At 36.3% G+C, this 16,649-nt stretch carries 15 protein-coding genes; 12 read left to right on the top strand and 3 right to left on the bottom strand.

Translation table 11 applies throughout. The annotated features are described in order from the left end of the window. Positions 1–232 precede the first annotated feature (232 nt). A complete protein-coding gene (locus tag BW946_RS21905; RefSeq protein ID WP_369073661.1) occupies positions 233–529 on the bottom strand; it encodes a lantibiotic dehydratase C-terminal domain-containing protein in 297 nt (98 codons plus the stop codon). Between the two features lie 98 nt (positions 530–627). Then, a complete protein-coding gene (locus tag BW946_RS21910; RefSeq protein ID WP_369073662.1) occupies positions 628–765 on the bottom strand; it encodes a lantibiotic dehydratase C-terminal domain-containing protein in 138 nt (45 codons plus the stop codon). A gap of 939 nt (positions 766–1,704) precedes the next feature. On the opposite strand from BW946_RS21910, the gene BW946_RS13085 reads away from it, so the two are divergent. The 5 genes from BW946_RS13085 to BW946_RS13105 all read left to right on the top strand — a co-directional run bounded on the left by BW946_RS13085 (position 1,705) and on the right by BW946_RS13105 (position 7,351). Beyond that, positions 1,705–3,456 carry an alkaline phosphatase D family protein gene (locus BW946_RS13085; protein WP_083688870.1) on the top strand — a complete coding sequence of 584 codons (1,752 nt, stop codon included), beginning with the start codon at positions 1,705–1,707 and terminating at the stop codon, positions 3,454–3,456. Positions 3,457–3,805: 349 nt separating this feature from the next. After that, positions 3,806–4,855 (top strand): MBL fold metallo-hydrolase, encoded by a 1,050-nt coding sequence (locus tag BW946_RS13090; protein ID WP_076596621.1) that lies wholly within the window; start codon positions 3,806–3,808, stop codon positions 4,853–4,855. A gap of 125 nt (positions 4,856–4,980) precedes the next feature. Then, positions 4,981–5,694: a DUF434 domain-containing protein gene (locus tag BW946_RS13095; protein WP_076596622.1), complete on the top strand. Its 714-nt coding sequence runs from the start codon at positions 4,981–4,983 to the stop codon at positions 5,692–5,694. A 2-nt stretch (positions 5,695–5,696) separates the two neighbouring features. Then, the gene (locus BW946_RS13100; RefSeq protein ID WP_076596623.1) at positions 5,697–6,347 is read left to right on the top strand and encodes a hypothetical protein; all 651 of its coding nucleotides are present in this window, start codon (positions 5,697–5,699) and stop codon (positions 6,345–6,347) included. Between the two features lie 218 nt (positions 6,348–6,565). Then, positions 6,566–7,351 (top strand): TatD family hydrolase, encoded by a 786-nt coding sequence (locus tag BW946_RS13105; protein ID WP_076596624.1) that lies wholly within the window; start codon positions 6,566–6,568, stop codon positions 7,349–7,351. A 60-nt stretch (positions 7,352–7,411) separates the two neighbouring features. Here BW946_RS13105 and deoD read toward each other — a convergent pair whose 3' ends face one another. Beyond that, a complete protein-coding gene (gene deoD, locus BW946_RS13110; protein ID WP_076596625.1) occupies positions 7,412–8,122 on the bottom strand; it encodes a purine-nucleoside phosphorylase in 711 nt (236 codons plus the stop codon). A 283-nt stretch (positions 8,123–8,405) separates the two neighbouring features. On the opposite strand from deoD, the gene BW946_RS13115 reads away from it, so the two are divergent. The 7 genes from BW946_RS13115 to BW946_RS13145 are packed head-to-tail and all read left to right on the top strand — an operon-like array spanning position 8,406 to position 16,551. Further along, positions 8,406–9,062 (top strand): hypothetical protein, encoded by a 657-nt coding sequence (locus tag BW946_RS13115; RefSeq protein ID WP_076596626.1) that lies wholly within the window; start codon positions 8,406–8,408, stop codon positions 9,060–9,062. Then, entirely contained in the window at positions 9,049–9,618 is a 570-nt protein-coding gene (locus BW946_RS13120) for a DUF4919 domain-containing protein (RefSeq protein WP_076596627.1), read from the top strand. The genes BW946_RS13115 and BW946_RS13120 overlap by 14 nt, the downstream gene beginning before the upstream one ends. Before the next feature lie 12 nt (positions 9,619–9,630). Then, on the top strand, positions 9,631–10,764 hold the full coding sequence (locus BW946_RS13125) for an AAA family ATPase (protein ID WP_076596628.1): 1,134 nt from the start codon (positions 9,631–9,633) through the stop codon (positions 10,762–10,764). Continuing rightward, positions 10,737–11,480 (top strand): hypothetical protein, encoded by a 744-nt coding sequence (locus tag BW946_RS13130; RefSeq protein ID WP_076596629.1) that lies wholly within the window; start codon positions 10,737–10,739, stop codon positions 11,478–11,480. Before BW946_RS13125 ends, BW946_RS13130 begins: the two co-directional genes overlap by 28 nt. Then, positions 11,471–13,849, top strand: coding sequence for a hypothetical protein (locus tag BW946_RS13135; protein ID WP_076596630.1), 2,379 nt, complete (start codon positions 11,471–11,473; stop codon positions 13,847–13,849). Before BW946_RS13130 ends, BW946_RS13135 begins: the two co-directional genes overlap by 10 nt. Further along, positions 13,839–15,536 carry a hypothetical protein gene (locus tag BW946_RS13140; RefSeq protein WP_076596631.1) on the top strand — a complete coding sequence of 566 codons (1,698 nt, stop codon included), beginning with the start codon at positions 13,839–13,841 and terminating at the stop codon, positions 15,534–15,536. The genes BW946_RS13135 and BW946_RS13140 overlap by 11 nt, the downstream gene beginning before the upstream one ends. Beyond that, positions 15,529–16,551, top strand: coding sequence for a soluble NSF attachment family protein (locus BW946_RS13145; RefSeq protein WP_076596721.1), 1,023 nt, complete (start codon positions 15,529–15,531; stop codon positions 16,549–16,551). The genes BW946_RS13140 and BW946_RS13145 overlap by 8 nt, the downstream gene beginning before the upstream one ends. The last annotated feature ends 98 nt before the right edge of the window (positions 16,552–16,649 follow it).

The raw sequence follows: 16,649 nt of genomic DNA on the forward strand, positions 1-16,649 counted from the left end.
AATAAAAAGTTATTTCCGTAAAATTTTTTGAGCTATGAGGGCTCAAAATTTTCCAGAATAACTTTTTAACTTACACAGTTAGTGAGACACTACCCACAGAAAATCACCGCTTATATAATGTGAGCGGTTTTTTATTGTCTTTATTTGTTTATTGTGAATCTGTGTGATAATTTTTGTTTGCCTTATAAAAATGAAGTAAGTGGTCATATACTACTATTTCAAATAATCGCTGTTAAGAAACAAATAATCTGTTAATATGCATATAAAAAATACTTTGAAAGAAATCTTTTATAGGGACTTTTAACATATCGTCTTTTCGAAATTTTAGAATTTCGCCAAGCTTTACATTACTTTCAGAAATATTATTGATTATTAAATCCCTTATTTCTTCATATTCACTGGAAGTAACGAATTCAAAAAACTCATTATATTTTCTCTTCAATTGATTATTTAAGTGCTTATCCGCCTTGAATTCTATTTTAAAAGCATTTTCATAACTTTTTATATACTGCGTTTTTCTTCTGTAGATAGTTTCAGTACTGTATAAATTTGATCAATATAAAACAGAGATACAATTATTTTTTCTTCATCATTATATTCTGAGAAATTTAAAATCAATTCGCTGCTTTAAAAAAATAGCTCTTCTGCACATTCTATAGTATTATCACCATAGCACTCAAGTTCTCTGGAGTACGTTTCCATGATGAAGGCAGACAATTCTCCCGATTTCAGATAATCTTTAGATATTGAATTGAGGATTTCCAGAACATAGCTCTAGTAACTAAGGTTTTTAAGAGCTAATCTAGTCCGTAAATGCGGTTTAGGATCATTATACCGTATAAAACAACTCTTATACTTATTTAATTATTAATCGCTAAGCTGTCCATTACTACAAAATTCTCCGAGTCAAGCTCTTTTATCTTTTCAATATCGTATTCATTAAATTGTTTAATGATTATTTTTTGAAAAAAAATGATAGTAATCGATAAAAGAAAAGGTACGTATTACCCGAGAAGGTATACAGAGAAGAAAACCTTATTCGGTTTCCTTTTAATTTTCAGTTTTTTTATGTGGGTAATATACAAATGTCTCTGATAAAAAACACTGAAAATTGAAGCCAGACATCCATTTGCAGATTCAATTATCATAGAAAATAATCAGACGTCCTCTTCTTCATATAAAATAACTCAATTAAAGACAAATGTAATAACACCCTTATTAACAGTGTGTTGAAATATTATTTTATCGAAATTTATCAATTTCGGCACATATATTTTCTTTATCTGCAAGATTAGAACTTTATTTGCATATCAATTTTAAAGGCTTAAGAAAATAGAAAGAAAAATTATCGTTAAACAAACTTAAAATGTCCAAGATAACATGCATACTAATTCCATCAGAGGTATTTTGGCTGTAAAGGATCCAACTTTTTAATAGATAATAAAGCTAATGATATAGTTGTAAACAAAACACCAGACACTATCAATATCCAACCAGGAACAAAACTAAAAAACTAATAACCATTTTATCAGTAATTTTTTTTCAAAATTACTGATTTTTTCATTTTATGAAACACATATTAATCCTACCATTATTACTTTTCCTATGTATAACATTAAACATTTGTTTAAAAAATAATAAAATATATTTAAAATACAGTTAACAGCCTTCTTCTCCGGATACCGTTGCTTTGCAAAAAAAGTAATGATGGAAAACAACAACCCATTCAACAGAAGAAGATTTCTTAAAAATTCACTATTGGCAGCCGGAGGAATTTTTCTTGCTCCTCTCATTGAAAGCTGCAGCGACGATTTTACTGAAAATAGCAGTGCTCCTGACGATCTTAAGAACGGAGGTTTTGAATCCGGAGTAGCAAGCTTTGACCCAAGCGCAACAGGAATTATTATCTGGACCCGGTATTCAAAAGGAACTGATGCAGAGATTACATGGGAAATCAGTAAAAACAGCAATTTTTCAGAAGTAGTGAGAAGAGGTCAGGCGAATGCTGCACTGGTCAATGATTTTACTATAGCGGTAGATGTACAGAATATCTCTTCCAATACAAAATATTACTACAGATTCTATAACAGTACAAGTAAGGAAGTCAGCGTAACAGGAGAAACGCTTACTTTACCGTCAAAATCAGATGCTGTAAATGAAGTGAAAATGGCTGTGGTGTCTTGTTCTAACTTTCCTGCAGGACTTTTCAATGTGTATGGAGCGATTGCAACATCTGAAGCTGATGTTGTAGTACACCTTGGAGACTATATTTATGAATATGCTCCTGGAGAATATGGCACGAACCCTTACACCAATCAGTTAGGAAGAACCCATCAGCCAGCAAAAGAAATTCTTACCCTCAGTGATTACAGGGAACGATACAGACAGTACAGAGGAGATAAAAATCTTCAGCTTCTTCACCAGAAAAAACCATTTATCTGTGTTTGGGATGATCATGAGTTTGCCAACGATACCTATAAATCGGGAGCAGAAAATCACCAGCCGAATGAAGGGGATTTTCAGGCAAGAAAAATGGCCGCTTTCCAGGCATACAGCGAATATATTCCCCTTAAAACGGGGAAGGACATGAGAATTTACAGAAGTTTCAGCTTTGGAAATATAGTTTCCCTTTATATGATGGATACAAGGGTAATTGCAAGGGATAAACAGATGGAATATTCGGATTATCTTGATAATACAGGAAATTTTAATCAGGTACAGTTTAAAACAGATTTTTTAAGCACCAGCAGAAGACTTATCGGAAGCGAGCAGATGTCATGGCTGGGTTCTCAGATCAATAGCGATACAGCAAAATGGAAAGTACTGGGACAGCAGATTTTAATGACTAAAATGATGGTTCCTGCAGAACTTCTGATGTTACTGAATCAGATTTTAGCAGAAATAAAACAGCATGGAAGCGCACAGCCGGCTACTATGCAGGCACTTCAGAATACCATCACTCAGCTGATTATTCTTAAGACAAGATATCAGCAGCAGGATCCTACATTAACGCCGCAGGAAATTGCAAGAATTACAACTACGTTACCATACAACCTGGATGCGTGGGATGGATATTTCATGGAAAGAGAACAGCTTTACTCTATTCTTGCAGGAAAGAATGTAGTGGTACTGGCAGGAGATACCCACAATGCATGGTTAGGAAAACTGACCGATGCACAAGGTAAATTCATCGGAACAGAGCTTGCCTGTAGTTCCGTTTCTTCTCCAGGGTTAGAAGGATATCTTGGAATTACCTCTGATCCTGCAAAAGCAATAGAACTGGCCCAGGCATTTTCATTGCTGATTGATGACCTGGATTATGCGAATCTTTATAAAAGAGGATATCTGCATGTGAAATTTACCACTGGAAGTTCTACTGCAGAATGGAGGTTTGTAGACAACGTTATTTCAGATACCTACAATATCACCACAGAAAAGACCTATACCATTTCATAGTTTCAATAATCATATCTTATTTTCAATTTGCTAAAAAGAGTCATGTTGCTGCTATGGCTCTTTTATATTATTCTTTTTTGTATCTTAAACAAATGTGAGAAAATACAAGAAAAGATTTACAATAATGATACTCTTCTGTTTAGTATTAAGGAGTATTATGCTTGGGTTGGTTAAATGGCTTATTTAAGAATTTCTCATTGATTAATGGAGAATTTAAATTTCATATCCTTTTCAATTTATTTTTATATCTCAGAATCTTATGCTTATATTTATTTTATATTAAGGTTTGCCGGTCAATAAAATAGAGTGTATTTATCTAGAAACCATGGCTGGATTTAAAATTAAATAAATGAAAGGTTTAAAAAAACAGCTCGGACAGTTTCCCGATGAAAAAAGAAAAGAATATTTCAGTACACTGCCCAATTATCTCAACGGACGATTTCAGAATATATTAACAACACCAGCATTGTTAGAAGGAGAAAGTATGACTAAACTGCTTCTTCAAAGCCTGTGTAAAATAGAAAATACATCACCCAAAACCGCTCTCCCGTTTGTAGAGACTGATCTTAAAAATCTTCAGCCCGATGAAAATGTATTGGTATGGTTTGGACACAGCTCCTATTTCATTCAGGCTGATGGAAAGAAATTCCTGATAGATCCTGTTTTCAGTGGTAATGCTTCCCCCATGCCAGGTTCCATAAAAGCTTTTCAGGGAGCAGATTATTACAAACCGGAACATATGCCGGATATAGATTTCCTGCTTATTTCCCATGATCATTGGGATCATTTGGATTATAAAACTGTTCATGAATTAAAAGATAAGGTCGGTAAAGTTATTTGTGGTCTGGGAACCGGACAACATTTCGAATACTGGGGCTGGAGCTTTGATAAAATTATCGAAAAAAACTGGTGGGAAAGTATAGACATTGCAGAAGACTTCAGAGTCACACTCACTCCGGCAAGGCACTTTTCCGGGAGATTGCTGAACCGTAATATCTCATTGTGGACATCTTTTGTTTTAAAAACTCCTACTAAAAATCTTTTTCTAGGCGGTGACAGCGGCTATGGAAATCATTTTACAGAAATTGGAGAGAAATATGGACCATTTGATCTGGCCGTAATGGAAGCCGGGCAGTATAATGAAAAGTGGCCTTATATTCATACATTGCCGAATCAATTGATCACGGAAATAAAAGAACTGAAAGCCCAAAACTTTATCCCGGTACACAATTCCAAATTCAAGCTGGCACAGCATGCCTGGTACGAACCTCTGGAGCTGGCTTCAAAATATGCAGAAGAAAGTAATATGCCGATAAGTCTCCCTATGATCGGGGAAAAAGTAAACCTGGACAGTCTGGGAACGGTAAGCTGGAAAAATTGGTGGGAAGAATACAGGTAAATAATTACAGGCAATACATCATTTGTAAAATATAAAAACCTATCTATCACTTGTCAGGGGCCTGATATTCATCAGCTGAATCAATTTCCTGCCAGAAAAATTCGGTAAAAATTTTATTTTTGAACATGAATAACAGAAACCGCGGAAAAAATACTGGCGATGATGCCCTGTTCGGCTCAGAGAAACAGATCGGCAAGCTGAAACTGGCAGTTGAAGACATGCATTATCTGCTGAGCAGAGAATACCCGGAAAAAGCAGCTTCCGATCTTGTGGGAAACAGGTACCGATTGAAAACCCGCCAGATACAGGCTCTTCGTGGAGCATCAGCCTCGGCTGCCCAGCTTCAGAACAGACAGTTAAAACAGATAGAAGCCTCAGATTTAAAAGGGAAAACTATTTATCTCGATGGTTTTAATGTTTTGATCCTGTTGGAAAGTCTGCTTTCCGAGGCTTATATTTTTGAAGGACTGGATGGCTGTATCCGTGATCTTTCAGGGGTGCATGGAACCTATAAAAGAGTTAATCAAACCTTAAGAGCTGTGGAGCTAGTGGCTTTTTTTTACCGGAAAAATCAGATTCATCAGCTTGTTTGGATCTTTGATAAGCCAGTCTCCAACAGTGGAAGAATTAAACAGAATATCCTGGAGTTTGCAGAAGAGCACCAGCTCAATTGGGAATTCGACCTGCAATACAATCCTGATAAATTTTTGGCGGAAAGTTCAGAAATCATTATTTCCTCAGATGCCTGGATTCTGGATCACTGTAAAGCATGGTTTAATCTGATCGGTTATCTGATCAAAGAAGAAGATATTCCCGTTAACCTGATCAGAACAAAATAAGTATGAATCTGTTTGAACCCTATATTTACCTGTTTTCCGACACATGGAAAGACCAATACAAAGCCCTTTTAGCCAAAGAACATCTGGAAAACATGGAGAAAAATATCTATAGGTTTAAAAAAAATACTTTAGACTGGGGTTTTCCCTATTTTAATGAAGAAATAAAGATCAACAGACAGGAAAGCTTTGAAAAATTCATTACTGTTCTTGAAAGCAGCGATTCAGATGAGGTAAAAGCAGATTTTCTGGAAGCAATTCCGTTCGAGCATTGGCTGAATGTTTTGGGACAAAGATTAACCTCAGCAAGCATCCGTAATGAAAATGCCGTCCCTCCTTTGAAAACTATACTGATCAACGCCTGCAAAGAACCCTTCAACAGTGAAATAACCATGGCGCAGAGAGCCTGGGAAAAACATATTGGAAGAATAGATGATGATTTTTGGGGAGAAATCAAAGGGAACAATCAGCAGAAGCAGGAAAAAGTAATGGCAAAAATCCACGATATCCTTGAAAATAAAACCTGGTGGAATGTATTTTTTCATTATAAACATGAACAGGTTTTCGAAGTCCGGGAAAAAGAAGGGCATGGAATACGATGGAGCCACGGAGGAACAAAGCTGATCGGCTTTCTGGAAAAATTTCTCAATGAATAAATACCACACAGACATCTGTGTCATCAGCGAAATCTGGGGGAAATAAAGTCTTTCAGACGATTAAGACTCATATATCTATCCTTTAGTCCTTTTCTATTATTTTTACTGCGTAAAAACACTGCGCAGCAGACTTCTATTTTTGCCAAATAAGTCACTCGGATCAAAAAATCAACCGGGTACAGAAAATAGTAATAATGTATAATAAAAAGTAAAAACAAATGAATACTTACATTGATATTGGCATTAATCTGACCAATAAACAGTTCTATAATGAACACGAAGAAATAATCAACCGTGCTTTGGACAACGGAGTTGAACATATGATTCTCACGGGAACCAACGTAAGAGGAAGCAAAGAATCTGCGGAAATTGCAGAAGAATATCCTGAAATTTTATTTTCAACAGCCGGAATTCATCCCCACGATGCCAAATCTTTTAATGGGCAAAGTATTGATGAGCTTAGGAAATTATTAAAACAGGATCATGTGATTTCAGTAGGAGAGTGCGGACTGGATTTTGACCGTGATTTCTCTCCAAGACCGATGCAGGAAAAATGTTACCAGGCACAGCTTGAACTCGCCATTGAAGTAAACAAACCCCTTTTTCTTCATGAAAGATCCGCATTTAAAAGATTTAATGAAATCACAGATGACTATCTTTCAAAGTTACCTGAAGCCGTAGTACACTGCTTTACCGGAACATTGAACGAAGCAAAAACCTATCTGGATAAAGGGTTTTATTTAGGGTTTACAGGAGCTGTCAGTGATGAAAAAAGGTTTAAACATCTCGAAGAAGTTATAAAATACGTACCTCTTGACAGAATGATGATTGAAACAGACGCACCATTTATGCTTCCGAAAAATATGCCCAGAATGCAGAACAGAAGAAACGAACCTTCATTTTTACCTTATGTAGCACAAACCATTGCACATCTGAAGAAGATCAGAATTTCTGAAGTGGCAGATGAGACTACAGAAACTGCCAGAAATTTTTTCAGACTATAAAAAAGAGCTCTACTGATAAAGTATAGCTCTTTTTTATAATTAATTTTGTCTTATCACTTCTTACAAACTCTTAATGGCAGACTCCAGAGCCAGTTCCATCATCGGATTCAAAGCTTTTTCTCTCTCATCAGCAGAAATTTTCTCATGCGTTGGGATAATATCCGTTACCGTAAGAATAGTCGCTGCATTTTTTCCTAAATGCTGAGCATTGGCAAATAAACCGAAAGCTTCCATTTCTACTGCCGGGCAGTTGTATTTTGTAGCAATTTCAGGAGTTGCAGGATCTTTTCTATAGAAAATATCACTACTGTGGATATTGATAGCTTTAGCAGTTAAAGATAAATCTTTAGCGGTTTCATTAATCGTGTTAAAGATATTCCCCTGGTGAGAAAGGATTTCTTCTTCAATTCCCCATGCATATTTAGCGTACGTACTTTCGCTGGCAGCTTTATCAATATTTAAGATATCAAAAAGTTTAAGATCGGTATTGTAGGCTCCACAAGTCCCGATTCTGATAATCGTATCTACTTCATATTCTGTAAACAGTTCAAAAGAATAGATTCCAATACTTGGGAAACCCATTCCACTAGCTCCTACAGTGATTTCTTTACCTTTATAAAGTCCCGTATAATAAAAAATACCTCTGGTTTTGCTTACCAGTTTAGCATTTTCTAAATAATTTTCAGCAATATACTGTGCACGAAGTGGATCCCCCGGCTGCAATACTACTTTAGCAATTTCTCCTTTTTTTGCACTGATGTGAATACTCATAATGTTATTTTGAATGGGACAAAGATAATAACTTTTAGTTTGTATCAGTTATTACGAAAATGGAAATAATGCAGCCAGATCTCGTCAAAAGAATTTATAAGATCTTACTAATAAAAGTTTTAAATAAAATCTTAAATAACGTCTTTTAGGTAAATCAAAAATTCAATCTGGTAAATACAGAACAATAAAAGAATATTGCAGAGCAGGTATCATTCAATATTTAACATGAATCTTCTCTACAAAAATTTTATTCTCAACGAAATAATTTTATTTTTGTTAGATCATGGAAACCAAGTCACCGTTTTTAGACACGATCTTTTTGCTTCGTAAGGAAGAATGTATTACTCTTTTTTCTAGCTTACAGCAAATTTCCCCTCAGGAAGAGGCGGAAGCAGGAGACTATTTTGAAACAGAATTCGAAAAAGAACGGCTTGAGTTTTTGTCTCACCAACTGATCTGCAATAAAGAAGCTGCAGTATGGGCTGCAAAAGTTCTTTACCATAGCGCACAGCTTTATCTCATCAGAGAAAATACAGAGAAAAATATTGAAAATCTTATTCCCGGATTCAAAGGAACACGGGATATTTCTTCTATCTTATCCGCAGACTTATCACTGAGATTTTTACCACAGGTAGTGGCTGCTCTAAACACGGCTGATCCTGAAGATCCTGTAATTGCTATGCTGGAAAATATACTGACACAGTTTCACTATTCCGGAATAGGGTATGATCTTGAGCTGAAGAATGTGAACTGGAAGGAAGAACTGAAAGACTCTACCTACAGAAAACTCTATTTGGAAAGAATTGTAGAAAAAAGAGATTATAAACTGGCAGAAATTCCGTTGATCAATAAACTGCTAACTGCCGAATTCGGAATGCACAAAGAAGCATTCTGGCGAGAACTAAAAACTATAACCGAAGATAACAATGAAAATGTATGAGAAAGTATTTGAATTTTTAACCGATCCTACAAAAGAAACATTCCTGAAATGCCGTGAGCGGGTGATTAATGATCCGGAATATGATCCCTATTCCGAAGATATCGAAAACATACAGGATTTACTCAATAAAGGAAAATTTGAAGAGGTAATACGATATAATAATGTCAATATTCTGCTGAGTCCCAGGGCACATATTTATAAATATTTTGCTTACAAAGAACTGGGCGATGAAAAAGGAAGAAGTATTGAGATGACAATAGCACAGCTTATTTTTGAATGCCTTGAAAAAACAGGAAACGGAACAGAAGATTCTCCTTATATTATCACCAGGATTTCTGATGAAAGGGATTTAGTAAGACATCATCTCAATAAACATGATGTTTCACAAAACCTGATCAGGGACGGAGATAAAATCATGGATGCACTCACACTGGAGGACGGAACGCAATTGTATTTCGATATCAAAGTGCCTTATCAGAGACTGGCTTTTTCATTCAGCAAAAGAAATGAAAAAGAAGAAGAGAAACCTCAGAAGAAAAAGTGGTGGAAATTTTAATTTTTTTAATCAATGAACCAGAATATCAATCAGCTTAATACAGTCCTTCACTACGTAAAAGATACTTTTGTAGGTAAAAATGATGTCGTAGATCTGTTAGGAATATGCCTGTTGGCAAGAGAAAATGCATTTTTATACGGACCTCCGGGAACAGCAAAATCAGCCATTGTCAGAACACTGGCCAAAACAGTGAAAGACGGCAGAAATTTCGAATATTTATTAACCCGTTTTACTGAACCGAACGAAATTTTCGGTCCTTTTGATATCAGGAAACTGAAAGAAGGTGAACTTTTAACCAATACGGAAGGAATGATGCCCGAAGCATCCATGGTATTTCTGGATGAGATCTTCAATGCCAATTCAGCTATCCTGAATTCCTTATTGATGGCTCTTAACGAGAAGATTTTTAAAAGAGGAAAAGAAACCAAACACTTACCTGCGCTCATGTTTGTAGGAGCAAGTAACGTTCTTCCGGAAGATGAAGCGCTGAATGCATTATTTGATCGTTTTTTAGTGAGAATTAATGTAGATTATGTAAACCCCGAGCTCTTACAACAGGTACTTTTAGCAGGAAGAAAACTGGAAAATGAAGAAGAAACTGAAATTCCGGAAATTCATGCTGATGAGATCAGACAATTACAAAACTTATGCAGAACAATAGATCTTAAACCGATTTATGAAGTCTACCTGAATACCATTATGAGTCTCAGAAATACAGGGATTGCTATTTCAGACCGTAGAGCAGTGAAGCTTCAGAACCTGATTGCAGCAAGCGCCCTGATCTGCGGAAGAAAAGAAGCCGTACTTTCTGATCTTTGGGTATTGAAACATATCTGGGATACAGAAGAACAGATTGAAATTCTGGAAGGGATCATCAACAGAACGATTGAGAAAGATGATCACCCGGATTCCCATCCACAGGCAATGCAGAACAAAACTCCTAATCCCGAAGAGGTCATGAAAGACGTCAAAATTCTTGTGGAAAAATGGAATGGAGGAACATTGAGTTTTGAAGAACAAAATATAATAAAAGATAAACTGAGATATCTGCAGACCCGTTGTGACTGGATCAGAAATCCGGAACAGAAGCAGTATATCCAGCAGGAAATTGAAAGCTTATGGCAGAAGATTCTTCAAAGCGTTTAAAAGAATTCTGGGCGGAAATTCCCCGTGCTGATGAAGATTTTCTTGGCTCAATAAGAGACTGGAAAAATGTTCAGCTGGCAGTAGATGAAGAAACAATCTGGCTGAAAGGTTTTACTGATGAACAGGCCGCTGCTTCAGAAATACAACAGCTGCCGGATTGTATTCTGTATGAACTTCGTGATGGGCTTTTATTCAGAAAGGAAGCCTTAGTTCCGAGTAAAAAAATGCGAACAGCGTTGCTTTGGATACCTATAGACAAAGCATTACAGCTTAGTTTGCCGCCTTCAAACCAGAATTATTTTGGGATTCACGAACAGGTTCATATAAAGCTTAAAGAAAGCAATGACGAACAGCCGGTAATCGCCTTGCTCAGCAATATTGAAGATATTAAAGAAAGTATTGCCGCATTGCCCAAATTTAAACTTGAAAAAATAAAATGGACCTTGCTGGGAGATAAAGCATTATTTGTAGGAGTTCCTCTACTCAGCTTTCCCGGAAAAACCTATTGGACCAAAGACAGACATTTACTGCCTGCCGGTCTGGATTTTGAATTTAAAAATGTAAGCACACTGTTGCAGCAGAAATATAATAAAGAGCAGGAAGGATGGCTTTTATGGGACGAAAGCGGAAATTGTCTTTTAATGAAAGAGACCGATTTCCGGCTATTGTCCGTAAGTTCATTCCGTCTCACCGAAAAATCTAGAAAATGGAATTAAAGTCCTATTTCCAGTCCTACGAAAATTACTTTTGGGAATGGAAAACTGATGAAGATGTTCCTGGTGATTCCGGTTACCATGACAACAATCTCCTCTCGGTTCCCGGAGTGGGAGCCATTGCTTACAGACCTTATATAATGGAAATTCTGAACTATCTTCAGCCTGTGGGATGGCCTCCTTTCGGAGCATTGCTTATGGTTTTATATGCCATGCAGGATGGTTATACAGATTTTGCCAGCCCATTAAGACGTACAGCAGAGTTTTATAGCGGAGAGGATTTTGAATTCAGTGTGGAAAAACAAATTGAATTTCTTGAAAAAATAAAATCACTTCCTAAAGCCTGTAAACAAAGACAGAACAGGATTGTACTGCTGCAGACCCTTTTTGAAAACGGGCACAACAGATTATCTCCCAGTCTTTCCGATGGTTTATTAAGATTCTACTATAAAAGACCTCAGGAACTTGCTGTAAGTGCAGAAAAACAACACGCAGGTCCAGCCGTTTTAAACAAAGATTTAAGCGCTTTAAACCTAAATGAAAAATTTCCTACTGTACAATCCATCATTGACGCCATGAAAGGCCTGAGTCATGAGCCTGAGCTGGATGATGAGGTCACAGAGGAAGAAACTACGGCAGATAACAGTAAAGATTTTATTAAAGAATTAATTGAAGAACCAAAGACCTTTCAGATAGGAAGCCTGATCAAAAGAATCTGGAGTGGACTGAAAATTCCGATGAGACATCTTTCTCCCGGAGAGCAGCCTGTAGGAGGGATTTCTGATATAACCAACAAAGGCGATTTCCACAGGATGCTGCTCTCAGAATTTGCTAATGAAGAGGATGTTTTCATGAATCGTGTAGCCAATAACGAAGCGCTTTATATTCAGAGAGAAATTCCGCCTGAAGAAAATATTTTTGAAAGAATTATCCTGATTGATACTTCCCTTAGAAACTGGGGAACTCCAAAAGTATTGGCCTATGCCTCGGCAATAGCCGTTATCAAACATCCCAAAGCCCATTCTGAATGTAAAGTTCTTGCTTTAGGGCAGGCAGCAATTTCGATTTCGCTGAACAAAGTGGAAGAAGTGGTGGAGAATCTTAATCAGGTAAGTCCGGTTCTGGAGGTTTCAGAAGCTTTGGAGAAATTTTTTGACGGACATCATTCAGAAAAAGATATGGAGGTTTTCTTTATTACCCATCAGGATAATATGGCTGATGAGAAAATTCAGCGGGTGGTCTATCAGAACAGAGATCAACTGAAATTTTTAGTGACTACAGCTTCAGATGGTGAAATAAATTTTTATAAACACCACAAAGGAGCAAGAAAACATATTCAGAAAATAAAACTTCCATTGCAGGAGCTTTGGGCCAATCCGCCACAGCAAAAACAATCCACTCAGAACTTCAACGGAAAGAAAACTGATCTTCCACAAAACTATCCGATTTTATTCCCAACTCCTGTTAATAAGATTGCTAAGTTCTTATATGACGGAGAATTTTTCATTCTGAGTTCAAAAAAGCAATTGCTGAAAACTTATCTTTCCGATAACTATTACGACAGACATTCCTACGATTATTATAAAACGCATCATGGCTGTGAAGTATTATTTGATAAAATTTCCATAAAACCCAAAGGACAGTTTGCGCTCGCGAAAAACAGGCAGCAGCATTTTATTTTGTGTCAGTATCAGCCTGAGCAGAAATTACTATCAAAGCTTAACCTTAATACCGGAGAATATTCTGAACAGAATCTTACAGGAATGCATATTCCCGAATCTTACAGGCTGATTTATTTTGGGCGTAACTTTTATCTGCATGAGAAATATAATCCTACCCATTACAAAATCAATATTGACGGGAATATTTCCGTAGAACCTATTACCGGAAAAGAAAAAGAATTTGAAAAAAATAATATAAAAGCCGAAGCCGAAGTCGCCAAGTTGAAAGGAAGCGGATTGAAGATTATCAATAATTTCAATAAAATCGGAATTAATCAGTATGAAAACCTGGTGGTTTCAGGAAATGAATTATACAGTGCTTCTGAAAATACGTTGAATTTTTCTAGAAATAAATATGATATCAGAATTTTTGCTGAGCAGAATAAAAATAAATTTACATTCCCTGACGGCAGTGAAATCATAACCGATTCAAGGGGAATGCTTACTTTCAGAAGCAGTAACAAAAGTATCGAAGAATTCTTCATTCCGTCAACATTGGGTGGTTTTCTCTCATTAACTACCTATACGGAATTTGGCGGATCAGAATATTATCTTCCCGAAAATGCCCTGCTGAAAGTAAGAACAATGGATGATATGTGTGACAGGTTTTTAAAACCGTTTATAGAACAGATTGTGGATTATGGAGCTTAGAATAAAACCTTTTCCCAAAAACAGCTATCCTAAAAAAGGACTTCTGATCAGAGGTTCTTCACCTGTGGTGTGGCTTCAGGAAATGGACACGCTTGGGATCAATTTAAGCCAGATCCAATCTTTTGCTATTCCGGCAGATCGTCCCAATGTGCTGTATGGGTGTTTTCTTATTTTTAATGATCATATTCCGCAGGAAATAGGCAGGAATGCATATTTTCAAAAGGTGGATGACAGGCTTTTTATTCCTGAAAACAACACCTTTTATCCCAAAATAAATCCGGAAGACTGGGCACAGCTCGATTGCCGTTTTCTGATTATGCATCCCGAATTCGGATTGGTAAAACTGTCTGAAGAAATTGACTGGATTTCATTAATTCAACAGCCCGGTGCAATAAATGAAATCATCAGAAAACCACAGAACGGAGTTTCAATCCCTCAAAAAATAGAAAGCTATACCGTAGAAATAGAGGATGAAAAAGTAATGGAAGCATTACAGCCAAAGCAAACAGAAGAAGAATGGATGAACAGCCTGCCGTTCGACCTTAAGAAAGTAATGGCCGGAAATAAAAAAGAAATAGAGAAATATTTAAAATACATTGAAAAATACCCTGAAAGAGCTGTAGAATTGGGTGTTTCACTGGATGTAATGGGTACCTCCAGAGGAGATGGTTTTGGTAAATTTACCTGGCTGGAAGGATTATTTGGCGGAGGCTCTGCAGGGAAAACCGAAAGTGCCGGAACAAGAAATTTCCGCAGAGTTTTCTGGGCACTCATTATTGCAGCTATCGTTTTAAAGATTGCATTACCTTCTGATAAAAACAGTTCAGAGCTGGAAGAAAACAGCAATTCATCAGGAACTATTGTAAGCAATGCGGTAAAGGCACCTTCCGATATGATAGCTTTTCAATCCGGAACTTCAGAAATTGATCTGAAGATAGATTCAATATATCACCAGCAGAGAAAAGGATTATCCAAAGAACTTATTCATGCAGGAATCATAGAATCCAAAACGAAAGAAGATAAAGAAAATTATAAAAAAAACGGAGGAAGAGATGTAAGCGAAATAGGAAGTGATATCGAAAAGCTTGTTCATAAAGAAAAACAGAGCCGAGATTCTCTTAAAATCATTTACACCAAAAAAATTACAAAACATTTAGAACAGAAAACAGAAAACCTGAAACGTAAAATTTCAGATTCTTTAAAGCAATACACCAAAGGAAAACCAGTAAATGGTGATGTTGTAAAATATCTTCTGAAAAAGAGGAAGGCATTGATGGCCGATTCATTAGGAAAACTTTATGGTACATTGGATATCGTGGATCCTTCTTCTGCTTCAATTGACAAATCGAAAGTAAAAGGAGTGGGTACAGAAGGAACTCCTTTAGAAAAAAAAGCTCCCGTTTCAGATATTCTGTATATGGTGATCCTGATGATTGCGGGAGTAGGATTGTATTCTTTCCTGTTTAAAAACAAATCTTTGAATCTGGGTGGAGATAATGTACCTGCCTGGGTGAAATTTATTTTAATTGGTATCCTTGTAGCCATGCTTGTGTACTTATTTTATCCGCTGGTAAAAATGTTTGGATACAACTGGTTTGTATGGGTTTTGGTGATTTGTGTGCTGTTACTTCTTTACCGCCTGTTTAGAGAAGATAAAACTATTTTAAACTCCGATGATTATGAATAGACAGAAATTTATAGATAAATTTATGGCGGCATTCGTCCTGCTGGCCATGTTTAAGGTTGTCGGAATTGTAGCTCAGCTATTCCATGAAAGTTTCTGGAGTGTGGTAGGAACATTGGGGATTTTCTTAATTGTAGCCTTTATCATTCTTCTTGTGATCACTTCTTTAAAAGACAAAGAACAGAACAACAGGAATTCTGCAGGAAGAAAAGGCAGCGGAAGCAGCAGTTTCTATCTGGAAAATTCACTTTTCGACAGAATCCGGAGTAAATATGAAGAACTGGCCGAAAAATACATCGCCGAAAAAGATTATAAAAAAGCAGCAAGAGTCTATATGAACCTACTGCAGGATAATTACAGAGGTGCAAAAACACTGGAAAACGGAGGACTTTATAATGAAGCAGCTGTAGTATATCTTAAAAAACTCAATAATAAATTCGATGCTGCAGTCTGCTATGAAAAAGCAAAACAATACAAAAAAGCCATTGAGCTTTACAAAGAAATGGAGCAGAAAGAAAAAGTAGGAGATCTTTATAAAGAAATCAACGATCTTAAAAATGCCCATTATTATTACCAGATGGTAGCAGACGATTATACAGGAAATAATCAGATGGTGAAAGCTTCCCTGATTTATCGTAAAAAGATGGAAAAGCCTGATGAGGCACAGAAAATATTGTTGAAAGGATGGGAAGAAGATAAAGATGCTTTCAACTGCCTGAATAACTATTTTTCCAATATTTTTGATGTTAAAAAGCTGGAATCTGAAATTCTGAATTTATATGAAAAGACTCCAGCCTATAAAAAAATCACCTATCTGGAAGCGATGAAACATGAATTCAGGAAAGATCCTGAATTACATGCGGTAACAAAGAATATAGCGTATGAAATCATTGCCGAGAAAGTAACTACCCGTTCTGAAATTGTAAACGAACTTAAATTTTTCAACCCTGATGATTCAGTGATTCTGAAAGACATCTCAAGATTCAAAACAGGAAGAAATAAAATGTTCAAGAATTAATTATTAAATAAGAGTCCTGCTTCATTAAATCAATTTTTAATTGATTCTTCATAGCTCCCTAAAAATAAATAAAATCCCTACACTTTATAGTAATTTTC

Source organism: Chryseobacterium sp. RU33C (genome assembly GCF_900156015.1).
Classification (GTDB): domain Bacteria; phylum Bacteroidota; class Bacteroidia; order Flavobacteriales; family Weeksellaceae; genus Chryseobacterium; species Chryseobacterium candidae.

Coding starts and splice junctions, on each gene's coding strand:
- deoD (WP_076596625.1), bottom strand. CDS start 8,122: ATGAGTATTCACATCAGTGCAAAAAAAGGAGAAATTGCTAAAGTAGTA.
- BW946_RS13090 (WP_076596621.1), top strand. CDS start 3,806: ATGAAAGGTTTAAAAAAACAGCTCGGACAGTTTCCCGATGAAAAAAGA.
- BW946_RS13140 (WP_076596631.1), top strand. CDS start 13,839: ATGGAGCTTAGAATAAAACCTTTTCCCAAAAACAGCTATCCTAAAAAA.
- BW946_RS13100 (WP_076596623.1), top strand. CDS start 5,697: ATGAATCTGTTTGAACCCTATATTTACCTGTTTTCCGACACATGGAAA.
- BW946_RS13135 (WP_076596630.1), top strand. CDS start 11,471: ATGGAATTAAAGTCCTATTTCCAGTCCTACGAAAATTACTTTTGGGAA.
- BW946_RS13145 (WP_076596721.1), top strand. CDS start 15,529: ATGAATAGACAGAAATTTATAGATAAATTTATGGCGGCATTCGTCCTG.
- BW946_RS13120 (WP_076596627.1), top strand. CDS start 9,049: ATGAAAATGTATGAGAAAGTATTTGAATTTTTAACCGATCCTACAAAA.
- BW946_RS13085 (WP_083688870.1), top strand. CDS start 1,705: ATGATGGAAAACAACAACCCATTCAACAGAAGAAGATTTCTTAAAAAT.
- BW946_RS13115 (WP_076596626.1), top strand. CDS start 8,406: ATGGAAACCAAGTCACCGTTTTTAGACACGATCTTTTTGCTTCGTAAG.
- BW946_RS13130 (WP_076596629.1), top strand. CDS start 10,737: ATGGCAGAAGATTCTTCAAAGCGTTTAAAAGAATTCTGGGCGGAAATT.
- BW946_RS13125 (WP_076596628.1), top strand. CDS start 9,631: ATGAACCAGAATATCAATCAGCTTAATACAGTCCTTCACTACGTAAAA.
- BW946_RS13095 (WP_076596622.1), top strand. CDS start 4,981: ATGAATAACAGAAACCGCGGAAAAAATACTGGCGATGATGCCCTGTTC.
- BW946_RS13105 (WP_076596624.1), top strand. CDS start 6,566: ATGAATACTTACATTGATATTGGCATTAATCTGACCAATAAACAGTTC.